We start from the raw sequence: 16,177 nt of genomic DNA on the forward strand, positions 1-16,177 counted from the left end.
AGTAATTTATGATAAAATTGCAATATTACATTATTATTAAAATATAAAAAATATTTTTGGAGAAAAATTTGCAAAAAAAATTTGAAGATTGTGTTAAAACCATGCTTGAAATTATAGGAGAAAATCCAAATCGTGAAGGGCTTATTAAAACGCCAAATCGTGTTTTTAAAGCTTATGAATTTCTTACTAGTGGTTATACGCAAAATGTCAAAGAAATTTTAAATGACGCTTTATTTGAAAGTTCTAATAATGAAATGGTTTTAGTGCGTGATATAGAATTTTACAGTCTTTGCGAACATCATCTTTTGCCTTTTTTTGGGCGTGCTCATGTAGCCTATATCCCTAATAAAAAAGTAGTAGGTTTAAGCAAAATTCCACGCCTTGTAGAAGTGTTTGCAAGAAGACTTCAAATTCAAGAACAACTTACTGAACAAATCGCACAAGCTTTAATGGAAAATGTTGATGCAAAAGGCGTAGGTGTAGTCATAGAAGCAAGACATATGTGTGTTGAAATGCGTGGAGTGCAAAAAGCTAATTCCACCACTACAACTTCAGCTTTGCGTGGAATTTTCTTGAAAAATGAAAAAACCAGAGAGGAATTTTTTTCTCTCATAAACTCTGCTAAACAGGTAAGATTTTAATGAATCTTGAAAAACTACGCTCCAAACTTGGTAAAGAAAATTTAAGTGCTATCTTTGGAGAGATTACAAAAATTTCTGCTACGAGTATAGAAATTCGTGGGCTTAAAACAGGGGTTGGAGATATAGTGAAGCTAGTTTCCAATGAAAATGAAAATTTAAACACTCTAGCTATGGTCGTAGAAATCAAAGAACAATTTAGCTATTTAAGCCCATTTTCTTTTATAGAAGGTTTTAAAATAGGCGATCGTGCTTTCATAAGTGATGCAGGTATGCAAATAGGCGTTAGCGATGAACTTTTAGGCAGAGTAGTAGATCCTTTTATGTGCCCAAAAGATGGTAAAGGAGCTATAGAAGTAACCAAATATATGCCTATAATGCGTGCACCTATTGATGCCATGAAAAGAGGGCTTATAGAAGAAGTTTTTCCCGTGGGTGTTAAAACCATAGACGCGCTTTTAACTTGTGGTGTAGGACAAAAACTTGGTATTTTTGCAGGAAGTGGGGTAGGAAAATCCACTCTTATGGGAATGATAGTTAAAAATTCCAAAGCTCCTATAAAAGTAGTGGCTCTCATAGGAGAAAGGGGGCGTGAAATTCCTGAATTTATACAAAAAAATTTAGGCGGAAAGCTCGATGATACAGTGATTATTGTTGCTACAAGTGATGATAGTGCTTTGATGCGTAAATACGGTGCTTTTTGCGCAATGAGTGTGGCAGAATACTTTAAAGAACAGGGCAAAGATGTACTTTTTATCATGGATAGTGTAACGCGTTTTGCTATGGCGCAAAGAGAAATAGGACTAGCTCTTGGGGAGCCTCCTACAACCAAAGGTTATCCGCCAAGTGTTTTAAGTCTTTTGCCTCAACTCATGGAAAGAACCGGTAAAGAAGAAGGTAAAGGCACTATAACAGCCTTTTTTACCGTTTTAGTGGATGGTGATGATATGAGCGATCCAATCGCCGATCAAAGTCGTTCTATCTTAGATGGACACATTGTTTTAAGCCGTGAATTAACAGACTTTGGAATTTATCCTCCTATTAATATACAAAACTCTGCTTCAAGGGTAATGAGCGATATTATAAGTCCTGAACATAAACTTTGGGCAAGAAAATTTAAGCGTTTAAACTCGCTTTTAAAAGAAAATGAAGTATTGCTTCGCATCGGTGCTTATCAGAAAGGAAGTGATAAAGAACTTGATGAAGCTATTTCTAAAAAAGAATTTATGCAAAAATTCTTAGGACAAAATCCTGAAGAAAGCTTCGAATTTAATCAAACTTTAGAGCTTTTAAGTCAAATTGATACACCAAATACTCCTTTGCCACCAACTCAAAATATAAATGTAGGAAGTGCAAGTGCAACTTTGCCTAATCCTAATTTAAAATAAAATTATTTAATAAAATAATCTCCATCAAAACTGATTAAAGAATATTTCCTTTCATCGCCTATGCTTTGAGTCAGCTCTTCTATGCTTAAAAAACTTAGCGTATCAGCTTCTACATATTCACGCACTTCTTCAGCATTTTTATTTGCACTGATAAGTTCTTCAAAAGTTGGAGTATCTATGCCATAAGTATCAGGAAATTTGATCTCAGGACAAGCTATGGCAAGATGGATTTTGCTCGCTCCTGCAGCACGAAGCAAAGAAATTATTTTTTTAGAAGTAGTGCCACGCACCAAGCTATCATCAATGACTACGATTTCTTTGCCTTCTAAAACTTTACGCATAGGATTAAGTTTTAATTTTACTTTTAAATTTCTAAGCTCTTGAGTTGGCTCTATAAAAGTTCTTCCTACATAATGATTTCTTACTATTGCCATTTCAAGAGGGATTTGTAAATATTGCGCAAAACCTATAGCTGCACTTACTCCACTATCTGGCACAGGCACGACAAAGTCTGCTTTATAAGCAAATTTTTTAGCTAAAGCTTCGCCCATTTTTTTACGCACTTCATACACGCTTTTACCTTCTACTATACTATCAGGTCTAGCAAAATAAATGTATTCAAAAGCGCAAATTCTAGGAGTTTGAGAAAAAAGTTCTATGCTTTCAAATTTATCATTTCCCTGAGTAAAAATAAGCATTTCCCCTGGTTTAACATCACGAATAAATTCAGCCTCTATAAGATCAAAAGCACAAGTTTCACTAGCAACTATATAGCCTCCATCTTTTAAACGCCCTAAAGACAAAGGACGCACCCCATGAGGATCTCTTACAACATAAAGTTTATCTTTGCTTGCTAAAACAAAACAATAAGCTCCTATACATTCTTTTAAACTCTCAATAAATCTATCTTTTAGACTTTCTTGCTTACTTCTTGCGATAAGATGGACAACATTTTCTGTATCCATATTGGTTTGAAAAATAGCCCCATCTTGAATAAGTCTTGATCTTACCTCTTCTTTATTGACTAAATTTCCATTATGCGCTAAAGCAATATCACCTAAAACCGAAGTAGCTGCTATGGGCTGAGCGTCATTTAAACTTGAATTTCCTGCTGTAGAATAGCGATTATGCCCTATAGCGATTTCACCTTCTAAAGTTTTTAGATTATCAGGATTAAAAATTTGACTCACTTCACCTTTAGCTTTAATAGTCTTAATATTTTTACCATTACTCACACTAATGCCACTTGCTTCTTGCCCACGGTGTTGCATAGCAAAAAGCGCATAATACGCATAAGTGCTAGCATTTTTTGAATTAATAACTCCTACAACTGCACACATTTTAAATTCCTAAAAAATCATTGATTGAATACATTTTTGCTTCTTGCTTGCTAAGCCAAATAGCGATTTTAATCGCACCTTTAGCAAAAGTCGCCCTTGAAGTAGCGGTATGATTAAGTTCTAAAAACTCACCATCTTCGTAAAAACCTACCGTATGGCGTCCTACTATATCGCCACCCCTTAAACTCATCACGGCAATCTCATCTTTACTTCTTTCACCTATAATGCCATCTCTTCCACTTACTCTTACTTTTTCAAGTTCTAAATTTCTAGCTTTTGCTACACTTTGAGCTAAAGTCATAGCTGTACCACTTGGGGCATCTTTTTTATGGCGATGATGCATTTCTAAAATTTCTATATCAAAATTTCTTAGCATTTGACTGGCTTTACTAGCAAGATAGTTTAAAACCGCAACACCTAAAGACATATTGGTCGCATAAAAAATCGGCATCACTTCACTAGCACTTTGCATCAAATGTAAAATTTTCTCATCAAGCCCTGTTGTACCTATTACCAAAGGTTTAGGCATAGTTCTTGCATAATTTAAAAGCTCATGAGTTCCACTTGGGGAAGAAAAATCAATAATCACATCGCTTTTTTCAAAAAGCTCTCCTAAATTTCCACCCTTATCATAAAGTATCGAAATTCGTGCTTGTGTTTCGCTTTTTAAACATTCTTCAATCTGTTTTCCCATTCGTCCTTTAGCGCCATAAATTCCTATTTTAATCATCTTTTTCCTTGAAAATAAAATATTGATTTTAGCATTTATTTTGTAAATTTTAAATAATAAAATTAAGCTTTATGGTTTTTTAATTTATATAAATTATCTAACAATTTTGCTTCTTCTCCTAAGCCCTTGCTATGATAAAATTTTAAATTTTTACTAAGATATTTTTGCTCTACCCAGCCACCAAAATCATGTGGATAAAGATAGTTTTGTTTTTCTTGATGATTGTTGTTAAGATAATTAGGTATTTCTAAAGCTTCATTATTTTTTACATAGTTTAAAGCTTCATTGATAGCTTTGTAGCTTGCATTGGATTTGATTGTGCTTGCTAAATAAACTACGCATTGGGCTAGGATAATTCTTGCTTCAGGATAACCTATATTTTTAACAGCATCTAGAGTCGAAACTGCTAAATTTAAAGCATTTGGATCGGCATTTCCGACATCTTCACTTGAAAAAATCACCAAACGCCTAGCGATAAAATCCGCACTTTCTCCTGCATTAATAAGTCTTGCAAGATAATAAATAGCTGCATCAACGTCACTTCCGCGTAAACTTTTTATCATTGCACTTGCTAAAATATAATGTGTATCTTTTGAGCTAACACCTTCACTATTTATGGTGTTGCGAAGTTTTTTAAGATTTTCAAGACTGATATGTTTTTCATTTAAAACCAAGACAAATTCAAGCAAATTTAGCATAGCTCTTGCATCAGCACTTTTCAGTAGAAAATCTTTAGCTTCTTTATCAATACTAAATTTCATTTTTTCTTGTACACGCAAGAGTAAAGTTTCAAGTTCCTTTACCCCTAAAGATTTAAATTCAAAAAGCATGGAACGACTTCTTATACCAGAACTTAGAACAAAATAGGGATTTTCAGTGCTTGCGCCGATTAAAATTAAACGGTAATTTTCCATAGGAATTAAAAGCATTTCTTGTTGGGTTTTGCTAAGGCGGTGAATTTCATCAATAAAAATTAAAGGCTTATAAAGACTATTTTTATAATTATCTAAAATTTTTCTTAGTTCTTCGAGTTTAAAATTTCCTCCATCAAATTCATAAAAATCTAAGCCAAATTCTTTGGCTACAACTCTAGCAAAAGTTGTTTTTCCAGAACCTGCCGTTCCAAAAAAAATACTATGAGGAAGTTTTTGTAAAGCAGTAAATTTTTTGAAAATTTCTATAAGCTCATATTGTCCTAAAATATCATCAAAATTTTCAGGGCGAAAGGTCAAAGCTAGGCTCATTAATTTAAATCCATATTTGAAAATTCACTACCATTAATTTTTAGTTGAGGATTGGCTAAGCTATCATAAGATAAATTTAGAAAAAAGTTATTATTTTCTTTTAAAAAATATTGATTTAAACCTCCATAATCTTTTGTCCAAGGAAAAATTTCATCAGGCTCATCTGAACTGATAACTTGTAATTTTGCTTGATAAGAGTTGTTAATATTTAAATTGCCTTGTAGACTGATATTTTGTTTATTTTTTTCAAGAATTAAATTTTGTATTTCTAGATCAAGATTTTTTTGAATAAAATGAGAGATATTGAAATTTGAGTTAAGAAATTTATTTATGGTTATATTAAATTTTGTTTTGTCAAAATTTAAATTCTGACCCAATAAAGATTTAAGATCAATATCAATTTCATTGGATTTTCCTTGTATGTTTAAGTTTATTGTTGAATTTTCTTCATTAAAATTTACTAGATTTTTGCTATAAAAAGAATTGATTTTATTGTTATCTAACACAAGATAATCAAAGTTGATTTGTTGTTGGCTTTTGCTAAATAAATTTAATTCATAAAATTGTACAGGATTGTTAAAAAATTGTTCGTAATTTAAATTTTGCAACACAAATTTAGTATAAAATTGAGAAAAATTAATCATATCAAAATGTATTTTAATGTTTTTAATTTCTAAATTTTTATTCATTAAAGCTTCAATATATCCGCCGTTTATGATGGTATCTCCACCTTCATTGCTTAAATTTATATCTTTAATATTTAGAAATATTTTAGAGTTGTTATCGTGTAATTTGAGAGTAAAAGTTCCTAATTTATTGTTTTTTAACACTTTATCTAAAAAATCAAAAGGATTTGTAAAATTTCCTTTTATGATTTTATTTAACAAAAAATAATTATTAAATTTAAGGTTGATTTTGGTTGAAAGCTGTGTATGAGAGTGATTTAAAGTAAAACTTCCCTTAGAAGTTAAAAAACCTTTTTTGAAGTAAATATCTGTAATTGTATAATCAGGATTGCTGTTTTTAATAAATTTATTAAATAAAAGTTCGTTAGTGTATCCTATATAAAATATATGAATAATAAAACCTAATATAAAACAAAAAACAATAAAAATCCATTTTTTCATTATTTGCCTTAGATGAAAATATAAGTGTTATTTTATAAATTGCTTGTTAAAAAAGAGTTTAAATTTTTATTTAAGAGTAATGAAGTAGTTTGCCGAAGAATGATTTTTATAAATCCCTTGTTAAGGGATTTATATTAATAAGCTTTTTTATAACATTGAATTTCAATTTTTCTAGCTACTGGAATAGCCTGAGTATTTGGTGTAGCAGGTATTCCATAAGAAATTTTACTTTCTAAAAAATTTCCAACCTGTAAATCTTTAAAAGTTCCATCTTTATCTGTTCCAAAAATACCACAATCATCCATTTCTATTTCGGTATTTGGTAGAACTTTTATAGCCATTTGTCCGCCATAAATAGAGTCAATAAGCAAGGTTTTATTGTTATCATAAATTTGTGCAATAGTACCTTCAAGTTTTAGACTATCTGCAAAAAGCATTGAGCTAGCTAAAAGTGCTGATGTGAATAAAATACTTTTTTTCATAATTATTTCTCCTTAATGTAAAGTGATGACATTATAAAATTTTTAAGTGAAGTGAATGTGAAATTAAAAATTTTTGACTTTCATAAAATTAATACGCTTTAATTATTTTCAAAAAAAGCTTGTGGAAAAAGATATAAACCTTCATTAAAAGGAGCTTTGATTAGAGTATATTGAAGATGAAATGGGGTAATGGAGTTAATAGATTGTTCTAAAAAAAGTAGTGCAGTAAAAAGCATCTTTATCTGTACTTATGATAAATTTTCTGCCTAAATGTTCCAAAGCTTTAGCAACTATTTTTTGTTTGGTTTTTTCATCAAATTTTAATCTTTTAATAGCAATTTTATGACTCAGTTTTAAAAAATCATCCATAGAGCTTAAGATAACTTGGTCTTTAGCATTTTTGTCATCATCTGTTGTAGCATGTATGAGTATAGTTGGAGAAGTTTTAACTACCATAGCGATATGAGAATAAGGGCTTTGACTTAAATTTTCTATTAAAAAACTTTCACTTCCTATTCCTGCACGAAAGACAAGATCACCTATTTCAAGAAAAGGTAGATAGGGTTTTTTGATGATTTGATTTGAAGGATTGGAATTTATAAAGAAACCCAAAATTCCAATCAATAAAAATAAAATTAAGAAAAAATATAAAATTTTATTTAAGTAAAACAAGCTATTTTCTATCTTTTTTAGCAAGAAAAACATTGCTGCTTTGATTATTATCATTGTTAAATAACACTAAAACTCTGATTTTAGCAGAATCTTTATTGATTGTTTTTTCTTCAATTTGAATATTTTTAACACCACCCATTCTTTTTGCTTTGGCTGCATTTTCAGCAACAACTTGAGTGATTTTATCACTAACAAATGTTTTTTCTTCATCGCTTTTAGCTTCGCTAAGATCAATGTAACTCATAACAGATTTAGTATTACCACTGTAAAGATCTTTTGTAAAATTTTTAGCTAAATCTTCAGGATTTGAAGAACCGCAAGCCACTAAAAAAAGGCAACTAAAGCCAAGAAAGAAAGTTTAAAAAATTTCATTTTTTTCTTTTGATAGTATAAATTAAAATATTCATAATTATAGCAAAATAATTCAAAATTATTTTTTTATTCTTGTTTATAATGGTTACATTAGAAAATATATTTTTTTCAAAAAGCTATAAATTTAAACACATATAAGTTGGACTTAAAATATCCTATTTTATTATCGAATAAAAATGATACAAAAGGATAGGATATGGAAATTTTTTTAGCTTTATTGGGTTTTTTCTCGTTAGGATTGATAGTTTGGCTTTTGCTAAAAGATTATACTACTCCAGCATTAGCTTTTATAAGTGTAAGTATTAGTGTAGCTTGTATTTTACTTATTCTTGAACGGCTTGGTTTTGGCGTGGGTGTAGCTTTAGGGGTTAAAGGAGGTGTTTTTGATATTAAAACATTGGTCGCTTTTATTAAAGATGGAGTCAAAAGTGTAACGGATACGGCAGCTTTGTTTGTTTTTTCTATACTCTTTTTTAGTGTTTTAAATGCAAGTGGTTTTTTACTAAAATTTTAAATGCATTTTTATCAAAAATGAAAGCTAATGTATATCAAGTTTGCATTCTTACTGTTTTTATTGCTGCTGCTGTGCATTTAGATGGTTCAGGTGCTTCTACTTTTCTTATTGTAATACCTGCATTATTACCTATTTATGAGCGTTTAGGTATAAGAAAGACTTCAATGTTATTGATTATTACTTCGGCTATGGGGGTTATGAATGTTATTCCTTGGGGTGGTCCTACTTTAAGAGCGGCTACTAATATAGGAATGGATGCAAATTTGCTTTGGCACCATATTATACCTATTCAGATTGTAGGTTTGGTATTATCCCTTCTTTTGGCAATTTGGATTGCTAAGATAGAAATAAAAAGAGGCGCAGGCGCAGGTAACTTGTCGGGAATAAAATTAAATATAGAAAAAAGCGAACACCATAATGAAAAATGGTTTTGGTTAAATTTACTTGTAGCTATTGGGGTTATTGGGCTTTTAATTAGCGGTATTATTCCTAGTTATATTTGCTTTATGATAGGGCTTGTAATAATTTTACCGCTTAATTATCCTAATTTAAAAATAGCTAAAAAAGTTTTAGATCGTGCAAGTGCTGGTGCAATGCTTATGTATATTACTTTAATTGGTGCTGGGATATTAATAGGCGTATTTGATAAAAGTGGTATTATGGAGAAAATGGGTGTTTTGATTTTAAATTTCGTTCCAGATTATTTAGGTGCTTATATTCCTTTAATGGTAGGGATATTGGCTGTTCCAATGGCAATTATTTTTTGTACGGATTCTTATTTTTATGGAGTGATGCCTATAGTTTTGAGTGTAACTAAGGCTTTTGGTGCTGAACCTTTGACTATAGCTATTATCATGGTGATAGCAAGAAATTGTGCGACATTTATTTCTCCTGTTGTGCCTGCAACTTTGCTAGGTTGTGGTTTAGCAGAGGTTAATATTAGAGATCATATCAAAAGAAGCTTTTTTTATATATGGGGTATAAGTATTATTTGCTTGATTTTTGCTGAGGTAGCTGGGATAATATAATTAAAATAAAAGAACTTTTGATTTTTCAATGATTAGCTCATTGTTTTATGATATTTTTGAGTCAAAAATTTATAAAAATATAAGCGTTTTTTTGTATTATTTTATTTTGCTTTAGAGAAAAATTATAAATTTAAACTTATAAGAATATTTTTTAAGTTGAAAGTAAAATTTTAAAACGGAGAAATGATGTACAAAAAACAAAATTTACCAGAACTTACCTTAAGGGGTTTGGTTTTGGGAAGTATTTTAACTATTATTTTTACAGCTTCAAATGTATATTTAGGGTTAAAAGTGGGACTTACTTTTTCATCATCAATTCCAGCTGTGGTCATCTCCATGGCGGTTTTGAGTCTTTTTAAGACTTCAAATATTTTAGAAAATAATATGGTTCAAACTCAAGCTTCAGCAGCAGGAACTTTATCATCAGTTATTTTTGTTATCCCAGGGCTTTTTATGTGTGGGTATTGGAGTGAATTTCCACTTTGGCAAACTTTTATGATATGTCTTTGTGGTGGCGGACTTGGAGTGCTTTTTACTATACCATTAAGAAGGACTATGGTGGTTGAAAGCAAGCTTGCTTATCCTGAAGGTAGAGCTGCAGCTGAAATTTTAAAAGTAGCCAATAAAGATCAGAGTAGTAAAAAAGGAAAACAAGGCATTAAAGAAATAGCATTAGGCTCTTTTATAGCTGCTATTTTTAGTTTGTTAAGCAATGGTTTTAAACTCGCTGCAAGTGAGAGTAATTTTGCTTTTATTTGGAATAAAATGGCTTTTGGTTTTTCTATGGGATATTCTTTGGCACTTTTAGGGGCAGGTTATTTAGTTGGTTTAGCAGGTGCTATAGCTCTTTTTGTAGGTATGTTTTTAGCTTGGGGTATTTTTACTCCCTATCTTTCAAATTTTGAATTCGATAGTGCAAAAAATGCCGTAGATTTAGCTTCTAGTGTATGGAGTTCTAAAGTAAGGCTTATAGGAACAGGAGCTATTGCTATAGCAGCGCTTTGGACTTTAATAGAACTTTTAAAACCCGTTATTGAAGGTATTAAAGAAATTGTTAAAAATGTTAAAATTACTAATCAAGAAAAAAATGAAAGAACAAATATAGACCTTTCTTTAAAAAGTATTTTTATACTTTTTGTTTTAATGGTTGTGGGTTTATTTATTACTTTTTATAGTTTTGTTGAAGATGCTAACTTAAGTATTTATTATCAAATGCTATTTTCATTTGTTGGAACTTTAGTTTCTGTTTTAATAGGTTTTTTTGTTGCAGCAGCTTGCGGATATATGGCAGGACTTGTAGGATCTTCTTCTAGTCCTATTTCTGGAATCGGACTTATTGGTGTTATTATTTCTTCTATTGTTTTTTTGGTTTTAGGTGTGGAACTTTTTCAAGATCCTATGCTTTCTAAATTTGCAGTAGCATTAGCTATTTTTACTACTAGTGTTATTTTAGCTACAGCTGCTATTTCGAATGATAATTTACAAGATTTAAAGACAGGACATTTAGTCGGAGCTACTCCTTGGAAACAACAAGTTGCTTTACTTGTAGGCTGTGTTTTTGGTGCTTTGGCTATAGTTCCTGTTTTAAATTTGCTTTATCAAGCCTATGGTTTTGTCGGAGCAATGCCAAGAGAAGGTATGGATGCTTCATCAGCTTTAGCAGCACCGCAAGCAAATTTAATGAGTACTATCGCCCAAGGAATTTTTCATCACAATATAGAGTGGGGTTATATGGCTTTTGGTGTATTTGTAGGAATTTTAATGATTATTATAGATAAAATTTTAAGAAGAACACAGAAAATGTCTTTGCCGCCTTTAGCCGTTGGAATAGGTATTTACCTTCCCCCTGCTGTAAATATACCTTTAGTTATAGGCGGAATTTTAAAATATATTGTAATGCAACACTTGACTAAAAAATATGCAAAAAATTCTCATAAAGAAGAAAAACTTGCAAGTTGTGAGCAAAGAGGCACGCTTTTTGCTTCAGGACTTATAGTGGGTGAAAGTATTTTTGGGGTAATTATCGCAGGAATTACTGTATTTTCAGTAAGTATGGGTGGTAGTGAAAATCCTTTAGCTTTAAATTTAGCAAATTTTCATGATAGCGAGCTTTTCGCACTTATCTTTTTTGTGGGAGTTGTATTATATTTCATTAAGCGTATTGTTAAAAAAGATGCTTAATTTTTGGGGTTAAAACCCCATTTAATCCATTCTGATATAATTTTTCTTTTGCAATTATCATTCAAGGATTAAAATGGAAAATTTATATGCTTTAATACTTGGAATTATAGAAGGTCTGACTGAGTTTTTACCTATTTCTTCAACAGGACATATGATTTTAGGTACGACTATTTTAGGTATCGATATAGATGAGTTTTGGAAAAGCTTTTTGATTATCATCCAGCTTGGTTCTATTTTGGCGGTCATTTTTGTATTTTGGCGTAAATTGTTTCAAGGGCTTGATATTTGGTTAAAACTTGCAGTTGGATTTTTTCCTACCGGAGTTATAGGGCTTTTTGTGGCAAAATACTTAAATGCTTTATTTAATGGTTGGGTTGTGGTTGGAATGCTCATTTTTGGCGGTGTTGTGTTTATTCTTATAGAACTTGCACATAAAAATAAACAATATCGTATCAATTCTTTAGAAGAAATAAGTTTTAAACAAGCTTTTTGCATAGGTATTTTTCAATCTTTAGCCATGATTCCTGGTACTTCAAGAAGTGGAGCAAGTATTATTGGTGGACTTTTGCTAGGATTTAATAGAAAAGTTGCGGCTGAGTTTAGTTTTTTGCTTGCCATTCCAACGACGATTATCGCTACAGCTTATAGCATTTATAAAGAGCCTGAGCTTCTTAGCAATGCAAATTCTTTAATTCCTTTAGGCATAGGTTTTATCACTGCTTTTATTGTTGCAGTTTTAGTTATAAAATTTTTCTTAAAATTTATTTCTAAATTCGACTTTATCCCTTTTGGAATTTATCGTATTATTTTAGGATTTGTTTTCTTTTATTTGTATTATAGTGGGATTTTAAATGCTGGAAGTGAATTTAAGCTATAAATAAATATTAAATTTATTCTAAGATTTTTTTAAAAATAAGCTGAATTTCAAAAATAATTAAGTCTTAGAAAGTTAAAATTAGAACTTTATAAACACTCACAGGGTAAGTGAGCGACAAAGGGTTAAAAATATGGAAAAAGAAGTTATTGCGTATTTGGACAATGAGACGATAATTGACTCTCAAAGTGTGAAAAATACAAATTTAAAAGAAATTTATTTTGATAATTCTAAAGAAAGTTTAGAAGTAATCCGTCATTCTTGTGCGCATTTGATGGCACAGGCGATTAAGAGCTTGTATCCTGAGGCTAAATTTTTCGTTGGTCCTGTTATAGAAGATGGATTTTATTATGATTTTCGTGTAGAAAGTAAGATTGGCGAAGAAGATTTAGTAAAAATTGAAAAAAAGATGAAAGAACTTGCTGAAGCAAAGATTGAAATTTCAAAATATGAAATCACAAAAAACGAAGCTTTGGCTAAATTTCAAAATGATGATTTAAAACAAGAAGTTTTATTGCGTATTCCTGATGGAGCTGTAAGTATTTATAAACAAGGTGAATTTGAAGATTTGTGTCGTGGTCCTCATGTGCCAAATACGAAATTTTTACGCTTTTTTAAACTCACTCGTGTTGCAGGAGCGTATTTGGGTGGCGATGAAAAAAGAGAAATGCTTACTCGAATTTATGGGACTGCTTTTGCAGATAAGGAAAGTTTAAAAGAGTATTTAACCATTATTGAAGAAGCTAAAAAACGCGATCATAGAAAGCTTGGAACAGAGCTTAAACTTTTTACTTTTGATGATGAGATCGGAGGAGGCCTTCCTATCTGGTTAAGTAATGGTGCAAGACTTAGATCTAAACTTGAACATATGCTTTATAAAATTCATCGTTTGCGTGGTTATGAGCCTGTGCGTGGGCCTGAGCTTTTAAAAGCAGATGCATGGAAAATCAGTGGGCATTATGCAAACTATAAAGAAAATATGTATTTTACACAAATTGATGAACAAGAATATGGCATTAAGCCTATGAACTGTGTGGGGCATATTAAAATTTATCAAAGTGATGTAAGAAGCTATCGTGATTTGCCTTTGAAATTTTTTGAATACGGCGTAGTGCATCGTCATGAAAAAAGTGGGGTTTTGCACGGACTTTTTAGAGTGAGAGAATTCACTCAAGATGATGCACATATTTTTTGTATGCCAAGTCAGATTAAAGAGCAGGTTTTAGAAATTTTAGCTTTTGTGGATAATTTGATGAAATTATTTGATTTTAGCTATGAAATGGAAATTTCAACTAAACCTGAAAAAGCCATAGGTGGTGATGAAATTTGGGAAGTGGCGACTAAGGCTTTAAAAGAAGCTTTAGATGAACAAGGTTTAAAATACGGCATCGATGAAGGTGGCGGGGCTTTTTATGGGCCAAAGATTGATATTAAAATCACTGATGCTTTAAAAAGAAAGTGGCAATGTGGAACTATACAAGTAGATTTTAACCTGCCAAGTCGTTTTAAACTTGAATACACTGATAGTGATAATGAAAAAAAACAACCTGTAATGTTGCATCGTGCGATTTTAGGTTCTTTTGAAAGATTTATAGGAATTTTAACCGAGCATTGTGCGGGTGAGTTTCCATTTTTTATCGCACCAACTGCGGTGGGTATAGTGCCAATAGGCGAAGCACATATTGCTTACGCAAAAGAAATTCAAAAAGAATTATTAGAGCTTAATATCGATAGCGAGGTGTATGAAAAAAATGAGAGCTTAAGTAAAAAAATTCGTATCGCTGAAAAGCAAAAATTACCTATGATTTTAGTTTTAGGCGATGATGAGGTGGCAAAGCGTAGCGTTGCTTTAAGAGATAGAAGAGCTAAAGAACAAAAAAATCTTAGCTTGGACGAATTTATTAAATTAGTTAAGGAGAAAATGAGTGAGGTACACTTTTGAGTAAAGAAAAAGAAGTATTGCTCAATGAAGAAATAAGAGCGGATGAAATCAGATGTGTTGGCGATGATGGCAAAGTTTATGGTATTATCAGTAGTGATGAAGCTTTAGAAATTGCAAATCGTTTAGGACTTGATCTTGTAATGATAGCTGCAGATGCTAAGCCACCTGTTTGCAAGATCATGGACTATGGTAAATTCCGTTATCAACAAGAGAAAAAACAAAAAGAAGCAAAGAAAAAACAAAAAGTGATTGATATAAAAGAAATCAAACTTTCTGTAAAAATTGCTCAAAATGATATTAATTACAAGGTAAAACATGCTTTAGAATTTTTAGAACAAGGTAAGCATGTGAGATTTCGTGTGTTCTTAAAAGGACGCGAAATGGCAACTCCTGAAGCAGGTGTAGCTTTGCTTGAAAAAATTTGGACTATGATAGAAAATGAAGCTAATCGTGACAAAGAGCCAAATTTTGAAGGTCGTTATGTAAATATGCTTGTAACTCCAAAAAAAGCTTAATCCACTTTTGTGGATAAGGCTTTTAAAGGTTTTAAATTTTGAAAGAAAATCCTTCTTTTTTAAAAGAGCAAATTATAACTTATCTTGGAAATAAAAGAGCACTTTTAAGTTTTTTAAATAATGGCTTTAAGGTAGCTAAAAAAGAACTTGGTAAAGATAAATTTAGTTTTTGTGATATATTTAGTGGCTCAGGTGTTGTAAGTCGTTTTGCAAAAGCACACTCAAATTATATTTTAGCCAATGATTTAGAAGATTATTCAAAACTCATCAATGAGTGTTATCTTGCTAATAAAGACAAAGATTTACTTCAAAATATAAAAAAGTATTATAAAAATTTAATCCAAAATTTAGATTTTCAAAAAGGTTTTATCAGTGAGCTTTATGCTCCAAAAGATGATGATGATATTAAAAAAAATGAAAGGGTTTTTTATACTTTTAAAAATGCTTTATATCTTGATACTATAAGGCAAAAAATCGAAAATGAAATTCCAAAAGAATTGAGGCATTTCTTTATAGCTCCTTTGATTTATGAAGCCAGTGTTCATTCAAATACTAGCGGAGTTTTTAAAGGTTTTTATAAGGGTAAGGATGGCATCGGAAAATTTGGTGGCGAAGGACAAAATGCACTTAAACGCATTAAAGGAGAAATAGAGCTTAAAATGCCTATTTTTTCAAATTTTTCTTGTGAATTTGAAGTGATGCAAAAGGATGCAAACATGCTTGCAAAAGAACTTGATTTTTTTGATGTAGTGTATCTTGACCCCCCTTATAATCAGCACCCTTATAGTTCTAATTATTTTATGCTAAATTTAATTGCAAATTATAAAAAACCTGAAGAAATTTCTAAAATCAGTGGCATTCCAAAGGATTGGAACCGCAGTACTTTTAATAAGTCAAAATTTGCCCAAGATGCTTTATTTGAACTTATTAATGATTTAAAAGCAAGAGTGATTTTACTTTCTTATAATTGTGAAGGTTTTGTAAAAAAAGAAATTTTTTTAAAGCGCTTAAGCACTCTTGGAAAATGCCGGATTTTAGAGCAAAAATATAATACTTTTAGAGCTTCTCGCAATCTTAAAAATCGCAACATCCATCTTCATGAGCAACTTTATATTTTAGTTAAAAATTAG

At 30.9% G+C, this 16,177-nt stretch carries 13 protein-coding genes and 2 pseudogenes; 8 read left to right on the forward strand and 7 right to left on the reverse strand.

The genetic code is table 11. From position 1 onward, the window contains the following. Positions 1-68: 68 nt before the first annotated feature. Complete coding sequence (folE, locus tag FBF10_RS08060; RefSeq protein ID WP_002851990.1) at positions 69-641, forward strand: GTP cyclohydrolase I FolE; 573 nt, start codon at positions 69-71, stop codon at positions 639-641. After that, the gene (fliI, locus tag FBF10_RS08065; RefSeq protein ID WP_020246839.1) at positions 641-2,026 is read left to right on the forward strand and encodes a flagellar protein export ATPase FliI; all 1,386 of its coding nucleotides are present in this window, start codon (positions 641-643) and stop codon (positions 2,024-2,026) included. Before folE ends, fliI begins: the two co-directional genes overlap by 1 nt. Before the next feature lie 2 nt (positions 2,027-2,028). On the opposite strand, the gene purF is transcribed toward fliI, so the two are convergent. From purF to FBF10_RS08100, 7 genes and pseudogenes are all read right to left on the reverse strand, one after another. Then, positions 2,029-3,366: an amidophosphoribosyltransferase gene (purF, locus tag FBF10_RS08070; protein ID WP_002851896.1), complete on the reverse strand. Its 1,338-nt coding sequence runs from the start codon at positions 3,364-3,366 to the stop codon at positions 2,029-2,031. A gap of 1 nt (position 3,367) precedes the next feature. Further along, positions 3,368-4,096 carry a 4-hydroxy-tetrahydrodipicolinate reductase gene (dapB, locus tag FBF10_RS08075; RefSeq protein ID WP_002851754.1) on the reverse strand — a complete coding sequence of 243 codons (729 nt, stop codon included), beginning with the start codon at positions 4,094-4,096 and terminating at the stop codon, positions 3,368-3,370. A 62-nt stretch (positions 4,097-4,158) separates the two neighbouring features. After that, positions 4,159-5,340, reverse strand: coding sequence for an AAA family ATPase (locus tag FBF10_RS08080; protein ID WP_004308170.1), 1,182 nt, complete (start codon positions 5,338-5,340; stop codon positions 4,159-4,161). Further along, positions 5,340-6,467, reverse strand: a complete 1,128-nt coding sequence (locus tag FBF10_RS08085; protein WP_004308172.1) for a hypothetical protein — start codon at positions 6,465-6,467, stop codon at positions 5,340-5,342. The genes FBF10_RS08080 and FBF10_RS08085 overlap by 1 nt, the downstream gene beginning before the upstream one ends. A gap of 134 nt (positions 6,468-6,601) precedes the next feature. Further along, positions 6,602-6,949: a hypothetical protein gene (locus FBF10_RS08090; RefSeq protein ID WP_002854337.1), complete on the reverse strand. Its 348-nt coding sequence runs from the start codon at positions 6,947-6,949 to the stop codon at positions 6,602-6,604. Positions 6,950-7,047: 98 nt separating this feature from the next. After that, positions 7,048-7,621: pseudogene (locus tag FBF10_RS08095) on the reverse strand (YiiX/YebB-like N1pC/P60 family cysteine hydrolase). Between the two features lies 1 nt (position 7,622). Next, positions 7,623-7,946 (reverse strand): DUF4878 domain-containing protein, encoded by a 324-nt coding sequence (locus FBF10_RS08100; RefSeq protein ID WP_002854421.1) that lies wholly within the window; start codon positions 7,944-7,946, stop codon positions 7,623-7,625. 243 nt (positions 7,947-8,189) lie between these two features. Here FBF10_RS08100 and FBF10_RS08105 point away from each other — a divergent pair. The 6 genes and pseudogenes from FBF10_RS08105 to FBF10_RS08130 all read left to right on the forward strand — a co-directional run bounded on the left by FBF10_RS08105 (position 8,190) and on the right by FBF10_RS08130 (position 16,177). Further along, positions 8,190-9,535: pseudogene (locus FBF10_RS08105) on the forward strand (SLC13 family permease). A 183-nt stretch (positions 9,536-9,718) separates the two neighbouring features. After that, a complete protein-coding gene (locus tag FBF10_RS08110) occupies positions 9,719-11,716 on the forward strand; it encodes an oligopeptide transporter, OPT family (RefSeq protein WP_002860631.1) in 1,998 nt (665 codons plus the stop codon). A 73-nt stretch (positions 11,717-11,789) separates the two neighbouring features. Continuing rightward, entirely contained in the window at positions 11,790-12,593 is an 804-nt protein-coding gene (locus FBF10_RS08115; RefSeq protein WP_004308179.1) for an undecaprenyl-diphosphate phosphatase, read from the forward strand. Between the two features lie 130 nt (positions 12,594-12,723). Continuing rightward, a complete protein-coding gene (thrS, locus tag FBF10_RS08120) occupies positions 12,724-14,532 on the forward strand; it encodes a threonine--tRNA ligase (RefSeq protein WP_004308183.1) in 1,809 nt (602 codons plus the stop codon). After that, on the forward strand, positions 14,529-15,047 hold the full coding sequence (gene infC / locus FBF10_RS08125; protein WP_002851726.1) for a translation initiation factor IF-3: 519 nt from the start codon (positions 14,529-14,531) through the stop codon (positions 15,045-15,047). The genes thrS and infC overlap by 4 nt, the downstream gene beginning before the upstream one ends. Positions 15,048-15,085: 38 nt before the next feature. Next, on the forward strand, positions 15,086-16,177 hold the full coding sequence (locus FBF10_RS08130) for a DNA adenine methylase (RefSeq protein ID WP_002857221.1): 1,092 nt from the start codon (positions 15,086-15,088) through the stop codon (positions 16,175-16,177).

The sequence above is a fragment of the Campylobacter sp. CFSAN093249 genome, assembly GCF_011067895.1.
GTDB lineage: Bacteria > Campylobacterota > Campylobacteria > Campylobacterales > Campylobacteraceae > Campylobacter_D > Campylobacter_D jejuni.